The organism is Achromobacter veterisilvae (assembly GCF_900496975.1).
In the GTDB taxonomy this organism is placed as follows: Bacteria; Pseudomonadota; Gammaproteobacteria; order Burkholderiales; family Burkholderiaceae_B; genus Achromobacter; species Achromobacter veterisilvae.
The window spans coordinates 54,398-68,097 of record NZ_UFQC01000006.1 but is presented as its reverse complement, the minus strand read 5'-3'; the positions used below and the strand labels follow the sequence as shown (position 1 = coordinate 68,097).

The 13,700-nt window shown below is 68.6% G+C and carries 11 protein-coding genes; 2 read left to right on the top strand and 9 right to left on the bottom strand.

The window, feature by feature from the left end:
- Nucleotides 1–19: 19 nt before the first annotated feature.
- From AVE30378_RS06925 to AVE30378_RS06890, 8 genes are all read right to left on the bottom strand, one after another.
- On the bottom strand, nt 20–163 hold the full coding sequence (locus AVE30378_RS06925; RefSeq protein WP_129240043.1) for a DUF2474 family protein: 144 nt from the start codon (nt 161–163) through the stop codon (nt 20–22).
- The gene (cydB, locus tag AVE30378_RS06920; protein WP_129240042.1) at nt 163–1,170 is read right to left on the bottom strand and encodes a cytochrome d ubiquinol oxidase subunit II; all 1,008 of its coding nucleotides are present in this window, start codon (nt 1,168–1,170) and stop codon (nt 163–165) included. The genes AVE30378_RS06925 and cydB overlap by 1 nt, the downstream gene beginning before the upstream one ends.
- A 4-nt stretch (nt 1,171–1,174) precedes the next feature.
- On the bottom strand, nt 1,175–2,611 hold the full coding sequence (locus tag AVE30378_RS06915) for a cytochrome ubiquinol oxidase subunit I (protein WP_129240041.1): 1,437 nt from the start codon (nt 2,609–2,611) through the stop codon (nt 1,175–1,177).
- A gap of 331 nt (nt 2,612–2,942) precedes the next feature.
- Nucleotides 2,943–3,410: a hypothetical protein gene (locus tag AVE30378_RS06910; RefSeq protein ID WP_338879873.1), complete on the bottom strand. Its 468-nt coding sequence runs from the start codon at nt 3,408–3,410 to the stop codon at nt 2,943–2,945.
- Nucleotides 3,411–3,456: 46 nt separating this feature from the next.
- Entirely contained in the window at nt 3,457–4,581 is a 1,125-nt protein-coding gene (locus AVE30378_RS06905) for an ABC transporter permease (RefSeq protein ID WP_129240039.1), read from the bottom strand.
- 1 nt (nt 4,582) lies between these two features.
- Nucleotides 4,583–7,321 (bottom strand): ribosome-associated ATPase/putative transporter RbbA, encoded by a 2,739-nt coding sequence (rbbA, locus tag AVE30378_RS06900; protein WP_129240038.1) that lies wholly within the window; start codon nt 7,319–7,321, stop codon nt 4,583–4,585.
- Entirely contained in the window at nt 7,321–8,388 is a 1,068-nt protein-coding gene (locus AVE30378_RS06895) for an HlyD family secretion protein (protein WP_129240037.1), read from the bottom strand. Before AVE30378_RS06895 ends, rbbA begins: the two co-directional genes overlap by 1 nt.
- A 22-nt stretch (nt 8,389–8,410) precedes the next feature.
- Entirely contained in the window at nt 8,411–9,886 is a 1,476-nt protein-coding gene (locus AVE30378_RS06890; protein WP_129240036.1) for an efflux transporter outer membrane subunit, read from the bottom strand.
- A gap of 199 nt (nt 9,887–10,085) precedes the next feature.
- Here AVE30378_RS06890 and AVE30378_RS06885 point away from each other — a divergent pair, with 199 nt between their 5' ends.
- Together AVE30378_RS06885 and AVE30378_RS06880 are read left to right on the top strand one after the other, a co-directional pair.
- Nucleotides 10,086–10,733 (top strand): TetR/AcrR family transcriptional regulator, encoded by a 648-nt coding sequence (locus tag AVE30378_RS06885; RefSeq protein ID WP_129240035.1) that lies wholly within the window; start codon nt 10,086–10,088, stop codon nt 10,731–10,733.
- A gap of 59 nt (nt 10,734–10,792) precedes the next feature.
- Nucleotides 10,793–12,397: an EAL domain-containing protein gene (locus AVE30378_RS06880; RefSeq protein WP_244234985.1), complete on the top strand. Its 1,605-nt coding sequence runs from the start codon at nt 10,793–10,795 to the stop codon at nt 12,395–12,397.
- A 4-nt stretch (nt 12,398–12,401) separates the two neighbouring features.
- Here AVE30378_RS06880 and kch read toward each other — a convergent pair whose 3' ends face one another.
- Nucleotides 12,402–13,613: a voltage-gated potassium channel protein gene (gene kch, locus AVE30378_RS06875; RefSeq protein ID WP_129240034.1), complete on the bottom strand. Its 1,212-nt coding sequence runs from the start codon at nt 13,611–13,613 to the stop codon at nt 12,402–12,404.
- Between the last annotated feature and the right edge of the window lie 87 nt (nt 13,614–13,700).

Sequence of the window (13,700 nt, the reverse complement as noted above, 5' to 3'; positions counted from 1 at the left end):
TCCGTACGCGTGGGCGGGTTCAGGTCGACATGCCGATGGTTCTCATGACCAGGCGCAGCGCATAGGCGGCCGCGCCCAGCGCGGCGACGCTGCATGCCCAGATTATCGCCAGCCAGAGCAGGCGGCCGCGCCACGAGGGCAGCGGGGAATGCGGGCCGTCCATCAGTGAAACTCCTCTCCGGTGCGTACCTTGCCACGGAACACGTAGTAAGACCATGCGGTGTACATGAGAATGACCGGAATGATCGCCAGCGCGCCCACCAGCGCGAAGCCCTGGCTCTGCGGCGGCGCGGACGCCGCCCAGATGGACACGTCGGGCGGAATGATGGCGGGCCAGATGCTGATTCCCAGGCCGCTGTAGCCCAGGAATACCAGGGCCAGCGACAGCACGAAGGGGCCGGCGCCGGGCATGCCCCGCACGCGGCGGACCAGCTCGAATCCGGCGGCCGCCACCAACACGGGCACGGGCAGGAACCAGAACATGTTCGGCAGGCTGAACCAGCGCTGCGCGATCTGCGGCTGCGCAAGCGGGGTCCAGATGCTGAGCGCCGCGATCACCGCCAGCAGCGCCAGCGTGAGCGGGCGGGCGAGGGCGCACATGTGGCGGTGCAGGCGTCCTTCGGTCTTCATGATGAGCCAGGTGCAGCCCAGCAGGGCGTAGGCCGCCACCAGCCCGGCGCCGGTGAACAGGGCGAAGGGGCTGACCCAGTCCCAGGGGCCGCCGTGGTAGGCGCGGTCCACGACCGGGATGCCTTCGATGTACGCGCCCAGCGTGACGCCCTGGAAGAAGGTGGCGCACACGGAGCCCAGCACGAAGGCGCGGTCCCACAGGGGCCGGTGGCGCTCGTCCGCCTTGAAGCGGAATTCGAAGGCCACGCCGCGGAAGATCAGGCCCAGCAGCATGAAGACGAGCGGCAGGTGCAGCGCGCTCAGGATCACCGAATAGGCCAGCGGAAACGCCGCCATCAGGCCGGCCCCGCCCAGCACCAGCCAGGTCTCGTTGCCGTCCCACACGGGGGCTACCGTGTTGACCATGACGTCGCGCTCGTCGGGGTCGGCGATCAGCGGGAAGAGGATGCCGATGCCCAGATCGAAGCCATCCATGATTACGTACATCATCACGCCGAAGAGGATGATGACGGCCCATGCCAGTGCAAGGTCGATGCCCATGGCGTCAGACTCCCGAATGCTTGCGTTGCGCGGGCTCGAGGCCCGCCAGGGTGGAGGCGGCCGACAGCGGCCGGGACGGCTGGCGCGGCTCTCCGGGGCCGCCCGACAGCGGCGAGTGGCCGGGGGCGGGGCTCGGGCCCATGCGGATCAGCCGCAGCATGTACGACACGCCGGCGCCGAACACCAGCAGGTACACCGCCACGAACAGCGCCAGGGTCAAGGTCAGTTCGCCCAGCCCGTGCGGCGTGGCCGCGTCGGCGGTGCGCATCACGCCGTACACCACCCAGGGCTGGCGGCCGATCTCCGTGACGTACCAGCCGGCCAGGATGGCGATCAGCCCGGACGGCCCCATCCATAGCGCGTAGCGGTGCAGCCGGCGCGACTCGAACAGGCGGCCGCGCCAGCGCGCCCACAGCGCCCAGGCGGCCAGCGCGATCATCAGCATGCCCAGCCCGGCCATGACCCGGAACGACCAGAACACGGCCGCCGCGTTGGGCCGGTCTTCGGGCGGATACGACTTGAGGCCGGGGAACTGGCCGTCCCAGCTATGCGTGAGGATCAGGCTGCCCAGGCGCGGCACGTTCAGCGCGTAGCGCGTTTCCTCGCGCGCCATGTCGGGGATGCCGAACAGCGTCAGCGGCACGCCGGCGCCGGGTTCGTTTTCCCAATGGCCCTCGATGGCCGCGATCTTGGCGGGCTGGTGCTTGAGCGTGTTCAGGCCATGGAAGTCGCCCACCACGGCTTGCAGCGGCGCCACCAGCAGCAGCATGCCCATCGCCATCGCGAACATCTTCTTCACGGCGGGGCTGCGGTCGCCGCGCAGCAGGTGCCAGGCCCCGGACGCGCCCACCATGAGGGCGGTGGCCAGGAAGGCCGCGATGCCCATGTGCGCCAGCCGGTAGGGGAACGAGGGGTTGAAGATGACGGCAAGCCAGTCGGTGGGCACCACGCGCCCGTCCAGGATTTCGTAGCCGGCGGGCGTCTGCATCCAGCTATTGGAGGCCAGGATCCAGGTGGCCGACACCAGCGTGCCCAGCGCCACCATCACGGTCGAGAAGAAATGCAGGCCGGGCCCCACGCGCGACCAGCCGAACAGCATCACGCCCAGGAATCCGGCTTCCAGGAAAAAGGCGGTGAGCACTTCGTAGGCCAGCAAGGGGCCGGTCACGCTGCCCGCGAAATCGGAGAAGAAGCTCCAGTTGGTGCCGAACTGGTAGGCCATCACCAGGCCGGACACGACGCCCATGCCGAAGTTGACGGCGAAGATCTTGGTCCAGAAATGGTAGAGATCGCGGTAGACGGTGTCCCGCGTGCGCAGCCACAGGCCTTCCAGCACCGCGAGATAGCTGGCCAGTCCGATGGTGATGGCGGGGAAGATGATGTGAAACGAAATCGTGAAGCCGAACTGTATTCGGGCTAGCAATAGCGCGTCGCTATCCATGGCGGTATTCCTGACGGATGTTTGTCCTACGCCATGACGGTAGGACTTCCGCTGTTATCAGTACAGATTCAGAGAGCTAATAAAAAAGCGGATCAGTTTTGGGAGGGAATCCGCATTTTCCGCATGCTTCATAGGGAAGCCGGCAGCGTTCCAGCTTGCGCGGGCGCCGCCGCGTTACAAAAAAAGCAGCGCAGAAGGACAGGCTGCGCCGCCTGCTCCGGCGGTTTGGCTGGAGCGGCCGAGGGGGCGCCGCCAGGGCGGTGAGGAACAGGTCTGCGCTGCTGGAGGAACTGGGTCCGCCGCGGGCTTGATCCGCGGCGGACCCATGGGCTCAGCCCTCGCGGCGGGTGCCGGACTGGCTGGCCTCTCGCATCGCGGAGCAGGCGGACGCCATCTGGTTGGACAGGGTCGTCCAGATCTGCGCCATGGGAGTGGCATCCAGGCCGCCGCCGCCGGCGGCGGCCTGCTTCAGCCAGCCGGTCATGGCTTCGCTGATGCCCGCGGCCAGCGCGGCCTGTTCTTCCAGCAGCGCGTGGGTGATGGCCTGGCTGGCTTCGAGCTGGCTTTGCCACTGCTTGCGGGTGGCTTCGCCCAGCGCGGGGGCGATGTCCTGCCAGTTTCCGGACTGTTTCAGCGGCGCCAGCGTGGACAGGTATCGCGCGGCGTTCTCGTCGGCCAGGCGGCGGCCCAGCTCGGCCCAGCGTTGCTGGCTTTCCTGCGCAAGTTCGGCCATGCGCTGGCAATAGGCGGCGTTGGCGCCGGCGAGGCCCAGGGGCGTGGAGGCAGTTGTTTTCTTCATCATCCGTCCTTTTAAAAGAGTGGTAAGGGGCAACGAATACACGGCCTCACGCCATCTGGCTGAGGGTCTTGCGAAAGCGCGCCAGCGAGAACGCGAACAGGACCGCGCCGATCAGCGCCAGCGCCAGGAACGGCTGCCATACGACGCCGATGCCCGCGCCGCGGTAGAGAATGGCCTGGCCGAGCTCCACGAAATGGGTGGTGGGGGCGGCCAGCATGATGTCCTGCACGAACTGCGGCATGCTTTCACGCGGGGTGGTGCCGCCCGACAGCATCTGCAGCGGCAGCAGCACGAGCACCAGCAGCATGCCGAACTGGGGCATGCTGCGCGCGAGGGTGGCCATGAAAATGCCCATGGACGTCGTCGCGAACAGGTGCAGCGCCGCGCCGGCCAGGAACAGCGCCACCGATCCTTCGATCGGGACTTGCAGCAGGCCGCGCACCACGAAAGTCAACGATAGCCCGGCGGACGCCAGGACCACCAGCCCCATCGACCAGACCTTGGCGACCATGATCTCGGTCGGCGTCACCGGCATCACCAGCAGGTGCTCGATCGTGCCGTGCTCGCGTTCGCGGATCAGCGCGGCGCCCGTCAGGATGATGGACAGCATCGTGACGTTGTTGATGATCTCCATCAGCGCGCCGAACCAGGCCTGCGTCAGGTTGGGGTTGAAGCGCATGCGCACGGCCAGTTCGACCGGCAGCTCGGTGGGCGCTCGGTAGCGCTTGACGAATTCGTTGACCTCGTCGGTGATGATCTGCTGGATGTAGCTGCTGCCGGTGAACGCCTGGCTCATCCGCGTCGCGTCCACGTTCAACTGGATCTCCGCCGGCCTGCCCGCCAGCACGTCGCGCTGGAAATTGGGCGGGATGCCGACCGAGAAGGTGTAGCGCCCCGCGTCCATGCCGGCGTCGGCCTCGGCCGACGTGATCAGATCCGGCGGCGTGAAGTGCGGCGGATAGAAGGCCGAGACGATGCGCCCGGACAGGGGCGAGACGTCTTCGTCCACCACGGCGATGGGGGCGTTGTGCAGGGTTTCGGGCACCGCGGTGGCCGCCGTATAGATCATCAGCGTGAACGACACGAAGATCAGGATCAGCATCATCGGGTCGCGCGCCAGGCTCCACAGCTCCTTCACGCCCAGGCGGTAGATATTGGCCAGGTGCCTCATGTCAGGTCTCCTGTTTCTTCAGCAGGAGCGCCGAGGCGCCGAGGACGATGGGAATCGCCGCCAGCAAGGGCCAGAACGAGCTTTGCAGGTTCGAGAAGTCCAGGGCCTTGCTGAACACGCCGCGGCTGATGGTGAGCATGTGCGTGGCGGGGTAGACCTGGCCGATCAGCCGGCCGGCGCCTTCCAGCGAAGAGACGGGGTTGAGCAGCCCCGCGAACTGCACCGCGGGCACCAGCGTTCCGATCATGGTGAAGAACAGCGCCGCGATCTGGCTGCGGGTGAAGGTGGAGGCCAGCAGGCCGATGGCGGTGGCGACCACGTTGTAGATCAGCGCGGCCAGCAACAGCGTAGGAAAGCTCCCGGTGATGGGGACGCCGAACAGCGTCACGGCCAGCAAGGTCATCAGCAGGAAGTTCAGCATGGCCAGCGCCACGTAGGGCGCCTGTTTGCCCAGCAGGAATTCCAGCCGCGTCACCGGGGTGACGTAGAGGTTGATGATGGAACCCAGTTCCTTTTCGCGCACCACCGCCAGCGCGGTCAGCATCGCGGGCATCATCAGCAGCAGCAGGGGAATCACGGCGGGCACCATGGCGGGCAGGCTGCGCACGTCCGGGTTGTAGCGGAAGCGCGTTTCGATGTCCACGGGCAGCGCGGCGCTGGCGCCCAGCCGCTCGCGCGCCTGCTGCATCAGCCAGCCCTGGTGCATGCCCATGACGTAGCCGCGGATGGTTTCGGCTCGCTGCGGCATCGCGCCGTCGATCCAGACGCCGATCTGCGCGCTGGCGCCGCGCTGCACGTCGCGGGCGAATCCTTGCGGAATCTCGATGGCCAGCGACAGCTCGCCGCTGCGCATGCGCGCGTCCATGTCGGCGTAATCCGAGATGGGCGGATGTTCGATGAAGTAGCGCGAGCCGGCCAGGTTCAGGCTGTAGTTCTGGCTCAGCCCGGTCTGGTCGCGGTCCATGACCGCATAGCGCAGGTCCTCCACGTCCAGGCTGATGCCGAACCCCATCACGAACATCAGCAGGAGCGACCCGGCCAGGGCCAGCGTCGCGCGCACGGGGTCGCGGCGCAGTTCCAGCGATTCGCGCCACATATAGCTCAGCATGCGCTGCAGGCTGAATCCGCGGCGCTCGGGCTCGGGGGCGGATTCGGGCGCGGCGGTGTCTTCGGGCGTGGCCGCTTCCGCCTGGGTGCCCGCGCCGGCATCGATCAGATAGGCGATGAAGGCCTCTTCCAGCGTCTTCGCGCCGCGCATCCGGGTGATCTCGTCGGGCGAGGCGCTGACCAGCACCTTGCCGGCGTGCATCAGCGACATGCGGTCGCAGCGCTGCGCCTCGTTCATGAAATGCGTGGAGATGAAGATAGTGACCTGGTCCTGCCGCGCCAGCGCGATGAGCAGGCGCCAGAATCCATCGCGCGCGACGGGGTCCACGCCCGAGGTGGGTTCGTCCAGGATCAGCAGTTCGGGCCGGTGCACCATGGCCACCGCCAGCGACAGGCGCTGGCGCACCCCCATCGGCAGGTTCTCGGGCAAGGCGTCCAGCACCTCGCCCAGGTCGAAGCGCGCCACCATCTCGTCCACGCGGGCCGGGATATCGGCCTCGGGCACGTGGAACAGGCGAGCGTGCAGCACCAGGTTCTGCCTGACCGTCAGTTCGCCGTACAGCGAAAACGCCTGCGACATATAGCCCACCCGGCGGCGGGTATCGATGTTCCTGGGGTCGACTTCCGCGCCGAACAGCCAGGCCTGCCCCTCGCTGGCGGGCAAGAGGCCCGTCAGCATTTTCATGGTGGTGGACTTGCCGCAGCCGTTGGAGCCCAGGAACCCGAATATTTCGCCTTTCCGGATGCGGAAATTGACGTGGTCCACCGCGACGAAATCGCCGAACTTCATGGTGAGGTCGCGCGCTTCGATGGCGATCTCGGCATCGTCGCCGACCGCCAGCGGCACGATTTCCACGGGTTTGTGGCCGCGCCGTTTCGCCTCGGGCAGCAGCGCGATGAAGGCGGCTTCCAGGGAATCCGCGCCGGTGCGCCGTTCCAGTTCGGCGGGCGTGCCGGTGGCCAGCACCCGGCCTTCGTCCATGGCGATCAGCCAGTCGAAGCGCTGCGCTTCGTCCATATAGGCCGTGGCGACGATGACGCTCATGCCGCTGCGTTCGCTGCGGATCTGGTTGATCAGGTCCCAGAACTGCGCGCGCGCCAGCGGATCCACGCCGGTGGTGGGTTCGTCCAGGATCAGCAGGTCGGGGTCGTGGATCAGCGCGCAGCACAGCCCCAGCTTCTGCTTCATGCCGCCGGACAGCTTGCCGGCGGGCCGCGACAGGAAGGCCGACATGCCCGTGCTGCGGGTCAGGCTGTCGATGCGGCGGCGGCGCTCGGCCTCGTCGTGGCCGAACAGGCGCCCGAAGAATTGCAGGTTCTCTTCGACCGACAGGGTGGGATACAGGTTCTTGCCCAGGCCCTGCGGCATGTAGGCGATGCGCGGGCACACGGCATCGCGGTGGCGGCTGCCGGCCATGTCGCCGCCCAGCACTTCGACCTTGCCTTCCTGTATCTTGCGGGCGCCGGCCGCCAGCGCCAGCAGGCTGGACTTGCCCACGCCGTCGGGGCCGATCAGCCCCACCATGCGGCCCGCGGGGATGTCGAGCGTGATGCCGTCCAGCGCGACCGTCTTGCCGTAGCGCAGGCTGACGCCGGACAGCGTGACGACGGGGGCGGTCTGCTCGGGCGCCATCAGGGCACCTTGGCTTCAAGGTTGGCGGGCCATTGGGCGTCGGCGTCCAGCTTGAGCCAGGCCACGCCCGGCAGGCCGGTCTTGACCTGCTGAAGATGCCGCTGCAGCAGGTCGGGGCTGATCTGGGCCTTGACCCGGAACATCAGCTTCTGCCGTTCGCTGGCCGTTTCCACGGTCTTGGGCGTGAACTGCGCGGTGCTCGCCACGAAGGACACCTTGGCGGGGATGACGTACTGGGGCGCGGCGTCCAGGATGATGCGCACGTCCTGGCCCATGGCCACGCGGCCCGCCGCCTGCTCGGGCAGGAAGAACGTCATGTAGACGTCGGCCAGGTCCACCATGTTCAGCACCTTGCCGCCGGCGCCCAGGACTTCGCCCGGCTGCGCCACCCGATACTGCACCCGGCCGTCGCGCGGGGCGCGCAATTCGCTGTCGGCGATGTCGGCCTCGATGCGCGCGATGGTGGCCTGCGCCGCCGTGACGGCGGATTCCGCGCCGACCTGCGCGGCGCGCGCGGCGTCGATGGCCGCCTGGGCCGCGTTCACCTGCGCGCGGGAGGCATGCACGGCGGCCTGCGCGCTGCGCATGCGGGCGCGGTCGTCGTCCAGTTCCTGGATCGAGGACGCGCCTTCCTTGGACAGGGCCTCGGAGCGCGCGAGGCGGCGCCGGGCGGCGTCCAGTTCGCTTTCCCGCTGCACCACCACGGCCTCGGCCGCCAGCTTGTCGCTTTCGCGCTGGACGACCTGCGCGCGGGCGCTGGCCGCGGCGTTGACGGCCTGCTGGTGCTGGGCGCGGGCCTCTTCGCGCTGGGCCTGCAGCGTGTCGATCTGCATGCGCGCCAGCGGCTGGCCCGCGGTGACGAAATCGCCTTCGGAGGCCAACACTTCCTGCACGCGGCCCGCCAGCTTGGCCGCCACGTCGATCTCGGTGGCTTCGATGCGGCCGTTGCCGCTGACGAAGCCGGCGCCCGGGCCGCTGTCGGAAAGCATCCGCCAGCCGTAATAACCGGCAGCGGCGACGGCCAGGACAACCAGGACGGGGACCAGTTTTCGGGTGGGCAGGCGCATCGGAAGGATCCTTGGTTCTCAGTTATCGGGGGCTGGCGTCTTGCGGGACCGCGGCGGCCTGGGCCGGGGCGGGGGCTTGCGTGCCGCCGCCCAGCGCGGCGTACAGCCTGACCCGGCTGGACAGCAGGGCGCGGCGCGTCTGCGCGAGCTTCTGCTGGGCCGCGAGCAGGTCGCGCTGGGCGTCCAGCACTTCCAGGTACGGCGACGCGCCGTGGTCATAGCGCAGTTGCGCCAGGCGGGCGCGCTCGCTTTGCGCCGCCACGGTGGCGCGCAGCACGTCCACTTGCTCCGCCAGCCAGCGGCGGGCGGACAGGGCGTCGGACACGTCCTTGAACGCCGTCTGTATGGTCTGTTCGTAACTGGCCACGGCCTGGTCGCGCCGCGCTTCGGCCAGGTCCACGGTAGCGCTGCGGCGGCCGGCGTCGAAGAGCGGCAGGCTGATGCTGGGCGCGAAATTCCAGGCGCGGCTGCCGCCCGCGAACAGGCCGTCCAGTTCGGCGCTGGCGGTGCCGAACGCGCCGGTCAGGGTGATGCTGGGCAGGAAGGCGGCGCGGGCCGCGCCGATATTGGCATTCGAGGCCCGCAGGCGGTGTTCGGCGGCGACGATGTCGGGGCGGTTGACCAGCAGCTCCGACGGCAGTCCGGGCGGCAGATCGAGCATGACCGTGCCGTCGTCCAGGCGGGGAGGCATCCCGGGCAGGTCCAGCGGCGCGCCCAGCAGCAGTTCCAGCGCATGGGCCTGTTCGGCGCGGGCCTGTTCCAGGTCGGCGCCCAGCGCCTTGGCCTGCTGCCACAGCGTTTCGACCTGGGTGAGGTCCAGCTTCGAGATGGCGCCCACTTCGTAGCGGCGGCGGAAGATGCGCAGCGACTCTTCGCGCGAGGCGATGGTTTCGCGGGTCAGCGCCAGGCGTTCGTCCAGTTCGCGCAGCGAGAGGTAGCTGTCCGCCACTTCGGCGACGAGACTCAGCGTGGCGGCCCGGGCGGCCGCGTCGGATGCCAGGTAGTTCTGCAGCGCGGCATCCTTCAGGTTGCGCACCCGGCCCCAGAAATCGAGTTCCCAACTGGCCATTCCAAGTCCCACCTGGTATTGGCTGGTCACCTGCGGTTGCCCGGTGAGGTTCAGGTCGCCTGGCACGCGGGAGCGGGACCCGTCGGCCTGCGCGCCGATGGTGGGGAACTGGTCCGCGCGCTGGATGCCGTACAGCGCGCGCGCCTCTTCGACGCGCAGCAGCGCATTGCGCAGGTCGCGGTTGTTGTCCAGGGCGGTGGCGATCAGCCCTTGAAGCACGGGGTCGGGGAAGTAGGTTTGCCAGCCGATGTCGGCCGCCGCCGTGGCCGCCGCGGCGCCGGAATCGCCGGCCGCGTAGGTGGCGGGCACGGGCAGGGCGGGGCGGTGGTAGTCGGGCGCCAGCGAGACGCAGCCGCCGGCCAGCAGCACCAGCAGGGCGGCGGGCGCGAGACGCGCGGCGATCGAGGCCGGAAACGGGCGACGTGTCATGCGAGGTTTCTCCAGCGCGAGGGCGCCGGGGGCCGCCCCGGGTAGGCAGGCTTGTGGCGCCGCCTTCGGGACGGACCACCCGGCACCAAGGTCATGTCCGTATTGTGCCTAACCGCGCCTGCGCATTCCTTGACCTGGATCAAGTTAGCGACTGACCGGTCGGTTTTTAATGCATTGTATGCATGGAGGGAGCAGCAGGATGAACACGCAGCGCCGTCGTCTTCCGCAGGCCGTGCGGGTCGGGCAGATTCTCGACGCCGCGCTGCAGGAATTCTCGCAGGCCGGCTACGCCGGCGCCAGGATGGATGACATCGCGCTGCGCGCGGGGCTGTCCAAGGGGGGGCTATACGCGCATTTCGACAGCAAGGAGGCCGTCTTCGAAGCCCTGCTGGCGCGGCACCTGAGCCCCTCGCGGCTGGACGTCGACGCCGTGGTGGACGGCGCCGCGACGCCACGCCATCTGGCCGAGCGCATCGTCAATCATCTCTACGTCAGCCTGGGCAACCCCGCCATGGTCAGCACCCTGCGCCTGCTGCTGGCCGAAAGCGGCCGGGTGCCGCACCTGGCGGCGCGCTGGCGCAGCGACACCGCGGACGCGCACCAGGCCGACATGGCCCGGCTGCTGGAACGCGCGCGGGCCCGCGGCCTTTGCGGCGATTGCGTGGCGCGGGACCACCCCTGGCTGCTGCTGTCGCCCATCGTCCATACGCTCGTCATGTCGGCGCTGTTCGGTCCGGGCGAACGCATCGATCTTCCGGAGCGCCGCCAGGCGCACGTGGCGCTGATCTGCGAATTGTTGCGCCCGCCCGCCGCGCCGGTTCCTCCAGGCGCGGGCCAGGCTTCTTGACGTTGCGGACGCCATAGTGTCCTATCCAGGCTGGGCCCTGCGGCAGCCATGGACGAGCTATGCGACGAGGCGATGCGCCTACTTCGGGAATGACGGTCGGCGGGCCGTCCTGGCGCTATCTTCCCGTGGCGCTGGCCCTGGCGCTTCCCGTCCTCGTCTGCGTGGTATGGACCTGGCTGCATGCGAACAGCGTCCAGCGGCAGGAAGCCGGAATGGCGGCGCGCATCGTGCGCGTCCAGGCCGAGAGCATTCTCTCCCAGTCCTGGGACATGGTGGAGCGGGTAGCGGCGCTGGCGTCCGGGCCGTGCGCCGAACTGCTGCCCGACCTGCAGCGCTGGGGCGCGCTCAATCCGTATTTCCGGTCCCTGGTCCTGGCCCGCGACGGCCGCGTCTATTGCTCGTCGGCGCTGGGCGGGGTGGATGCCTCGGTCGACGATTTCAGCCGATGGCCCGTCCGCATATCGCCGGACGTCTGGCCGCTCACGGTGACCGGCACGCCCCTGGCTCCCGACCGCCCGGCCGTCCTGGTGGGCAAATCCCGTCCGGACGGGTATAGCGGCATCGTCGAGGTGGACGGCCGCTATGTCCAGGATCTTCTGAATGCCGTCGCCACCATGGGCGACCTGCAGCTCGAACTCATCGTGGGCAAGGGCGCCCCGATCCGCAGCGACTCCTGGGGGCGTTCGGCGGCGCCCGCCATGCCGCTGTACCGGGAAACCGCCAGCGGGCCGGGCGGAGCGGCGCTCGCCATCGACGTGATGGTGCCGCCCGAGGCGTTCGTGCAGGCGTGGTCGCGGTCCATGTTGACGTATCTTCCGGCGGCGCTGTTGATCGGGGCGGGCCTGGCGCTGGGCGCGTATCGCCTGCAATCCAGCCGGCAGTCGTTCAAGGAGCAATTGCGCCGCGCCATGCGGGCCGACGAGTTCCAGGTGCATTACCAGCCGTTGTACGGGCAGGCCACGGGCCGGTGCGAAGGCGTCGAGGCGCTGATGCGCTGGGAGCGGCCCGGCGTGGGCCCGGTGCGTCCGGACATCTTCATCGCGGCGGCCGAGGCGGAAGGCATGATCGTTGCGCTGACCCGGCACCTGTTGACGCTGATCGAGCGCGACGTGCGGACCTGGGCCACGCCGCCGGACTTCCGCATCGGCGTGAACATCGCGCCCGAGCACCTGTCCAGCGCCGGGCTGGTGCCCGACATCCAGGCGTTCGTCGCGAGCGTCGCGGCGCGCCGCCCGCTGATCGTGCTCGAAATCACGGAACGCAGCCTGATCTCCGACAACGGGCAGGCGCGGCGCAATATCGACGCCCTGCGCGCCAAGGGCTTGCGGGTGGCCATCGACGACTTCGGCACGGGGCACTGCTCGCTTTCGTACTTGCAGGAGTTTCCGGTGGATTACCTGAAAATCGACAAGGGTTTCGTGCAGGCCATCGAATCGGCGGGCGAAGAGGCGCCGGTGCTGGACGTGATCATCACTCTGTCCAGCCGCCTGGGGCTGGCGGTGGTGGCCGAGGGCGTGGAGACCCAGCGCCAGTTCGACTACCTGAAGGCGCGCGGGGTCGCCTTCATCCAGGGATACTTCTTTGCGCGGCCCATGCCGTCGGCCGAGTTCGCGCGCTGGTACGCCGAGGACGCGCAGGCGGGCGCCGCCGGCCAGGAGGGGTAGGGGTTCAAGCCGCCTTGCCGCCCGGAGCGGCCTTGGTGAAGAACAGGTCGGTGATGGTCTGGCTGTCCATGGGTTCGCCGCTGATGGCGCGCGCCAGCAATTCCGCGCCCAGCAATTGCACCGAGAACACCAGGTCCGGCTGCACGCGGCGGATTTTCTCGAGGTGCTTGCTGGTGTTGACCAGCGCCACCGTCTTGGCGCCGGTGTCGCCCGTCGCTTCCTTCGCGGCCAGCACGATGAACGCGTTCTCGGCGTCGTCGTCGCGCAGCGCCAGCACGTAGCGCGCGCGGGCCACACCCGCGTTGCGCAGCACTTCCACGCTGGACGCGTCGCCCTCGATCAGGTCGGCGGCCGCCGGGTACTCCTGCGCCGTGCCGGCGGGCACGATGACGGTGACCTCGTCGCCGCGGCGGCGCAGGCCATCGTAGACGCTCAGCGCCAGGGGCGTCGCGCCCGCGATGATGATGTGGTTCTTGCGCATGGCGGTGGAAAACTTGCCTTTGACCAGCCGTTTCAGATTGCCGCCGATCACCGGTCCGGCGATCGCGCTGATGGAGGTGGCGAATATGGTGATGCCCAGGATGATAATCGACGCGGTGAACAGCCGCGCGGTGCCCGTGTGGGGCGTGATGTCGCCGTATCCCACCGTGGACATGGATACGATCGAGAAATAGAAGGCCGTCCCGGCATCCCGGATCGGCGGGTTGAATTCGCTGCCCAGGTAGAGCGTGCCGAAGACCGCGTAGATCACCAGAGACAGCATGCTCACCACGGCGAACAGCGAGCCCGCGGTGACGCTGGCCCGGTCGAAGCGCCGCCAGTAGGCGATCAGCGCGATGACGAGGACCAGGGTGTAGATGCCCAGGCCGGCCCGGCCGTGGTCGTCCAGTATGGCGAACGTGCCGATGCCGATCAGCAGCACCAGCGAAAACGCCCAGGCGATGCGGGCCTTGAGGATCAGGCCCAGCGCGATGACCTGCAATCCCATGCCCAGCACCAGGCGCGGGATCTCCAGCAGGCCGACCACCCGCATGACCTCGTGCCAGTTGTCGATGGCGAGCCAGAATGAATACTCCCGCGCGCGCACTTCGCGCAGCACCGGGTGCATGAAGGCATAGCCGTCCAGCGCCACCAGGATGGCCAGGCACCAGTTGGGCGGAAACAGCGCCAGCAGTTTCCGGACGCGGCGCATGAAGGGAACGGGCATGATTGGCATGGGAGCGGGTCCTTTGGCGGCATTTTAGGATGTGCGCATACCCAGGGTGTCCTATACCGGATATGTATAGAAGACTATCAACAAAGA

Coding starts and splice junctions, on each gene's coding strand:
- AVE30378_RS06890 (WP_129240036.1), bottom strand. CDS start 9,886: ATGACACGTCGCCCGTTTCCGGCCTCGATCGCCGCGCGTCTCGCGCCC.
- AVE30378_RS06915 (WP_129240041.1), bottom strand. CDS start 2,611: ATGGATAGCGACGCGCTATTGCTAGCCCGAATACAGTTCGGCTTCACG.
- cydB (WP_129240042.1), bottom strand. CDS start 1,170: ATGGGCATCGACCTTGCACTGGCATGGGCCGTCATCATCCTCTTCGGC.
- AVE30378_RS06880 (WP_244234985.1), top strand. CDS start 10,793: ATGCGACGAGGCGATGCGCCTACTTCGGGAATGACGGTCGGCGGGCCG.
- AVE30378_RS06895 (WP_129240037.1), bottom strand. CDS start 8,388: ATGCGCCTGCCCACCCGAAAACTGGTCCCCGTCCTGGTTGTCCTGGCC.
- AVE30378_RS06910 (WP_338879873.1), bottom strand. CDS start 3,410: ATGAAGAAAACAACTGCCTCCACGCCCCTGGGCCTCGCCGGCGCCAAC.
- rbbA (WP_129240038.1), bottom strand. CDS start 7,321: ATGGCGCCCGAGCAGACCGCCCCCGTCGTCACGCTGTCCGGCGTCAGC.
- kch (WP_129240034.1), bottom strand. CDS start 13,613: ATGCCAATCATGCCCGTTCCCTTCATGCGCCGCGTCCGGAAACTGCTG.
- AVE30378_RS06885 (WP_129240035.1), top strand. CDS start 10,086: ATGAACACGCAGCGCCGTCGTCTTCCGCAGGCCGTGCGGGTCGGGCAG.
- AVE30378_RS06925 (WP_129240043.1), bottom strand. CDS start 163: ATGGACGGCCCGCATTCCCCGCTGCCCTCGTGGCGCGGCCGCCTGCTC.
- AVE30378_RS06905 (WP_129240039.1), bottom strand. CDS start 4,581: ATGAGGCACCTGGCCAATATCTACCGCCTGGGCGTGAAGGAGCTGTGG.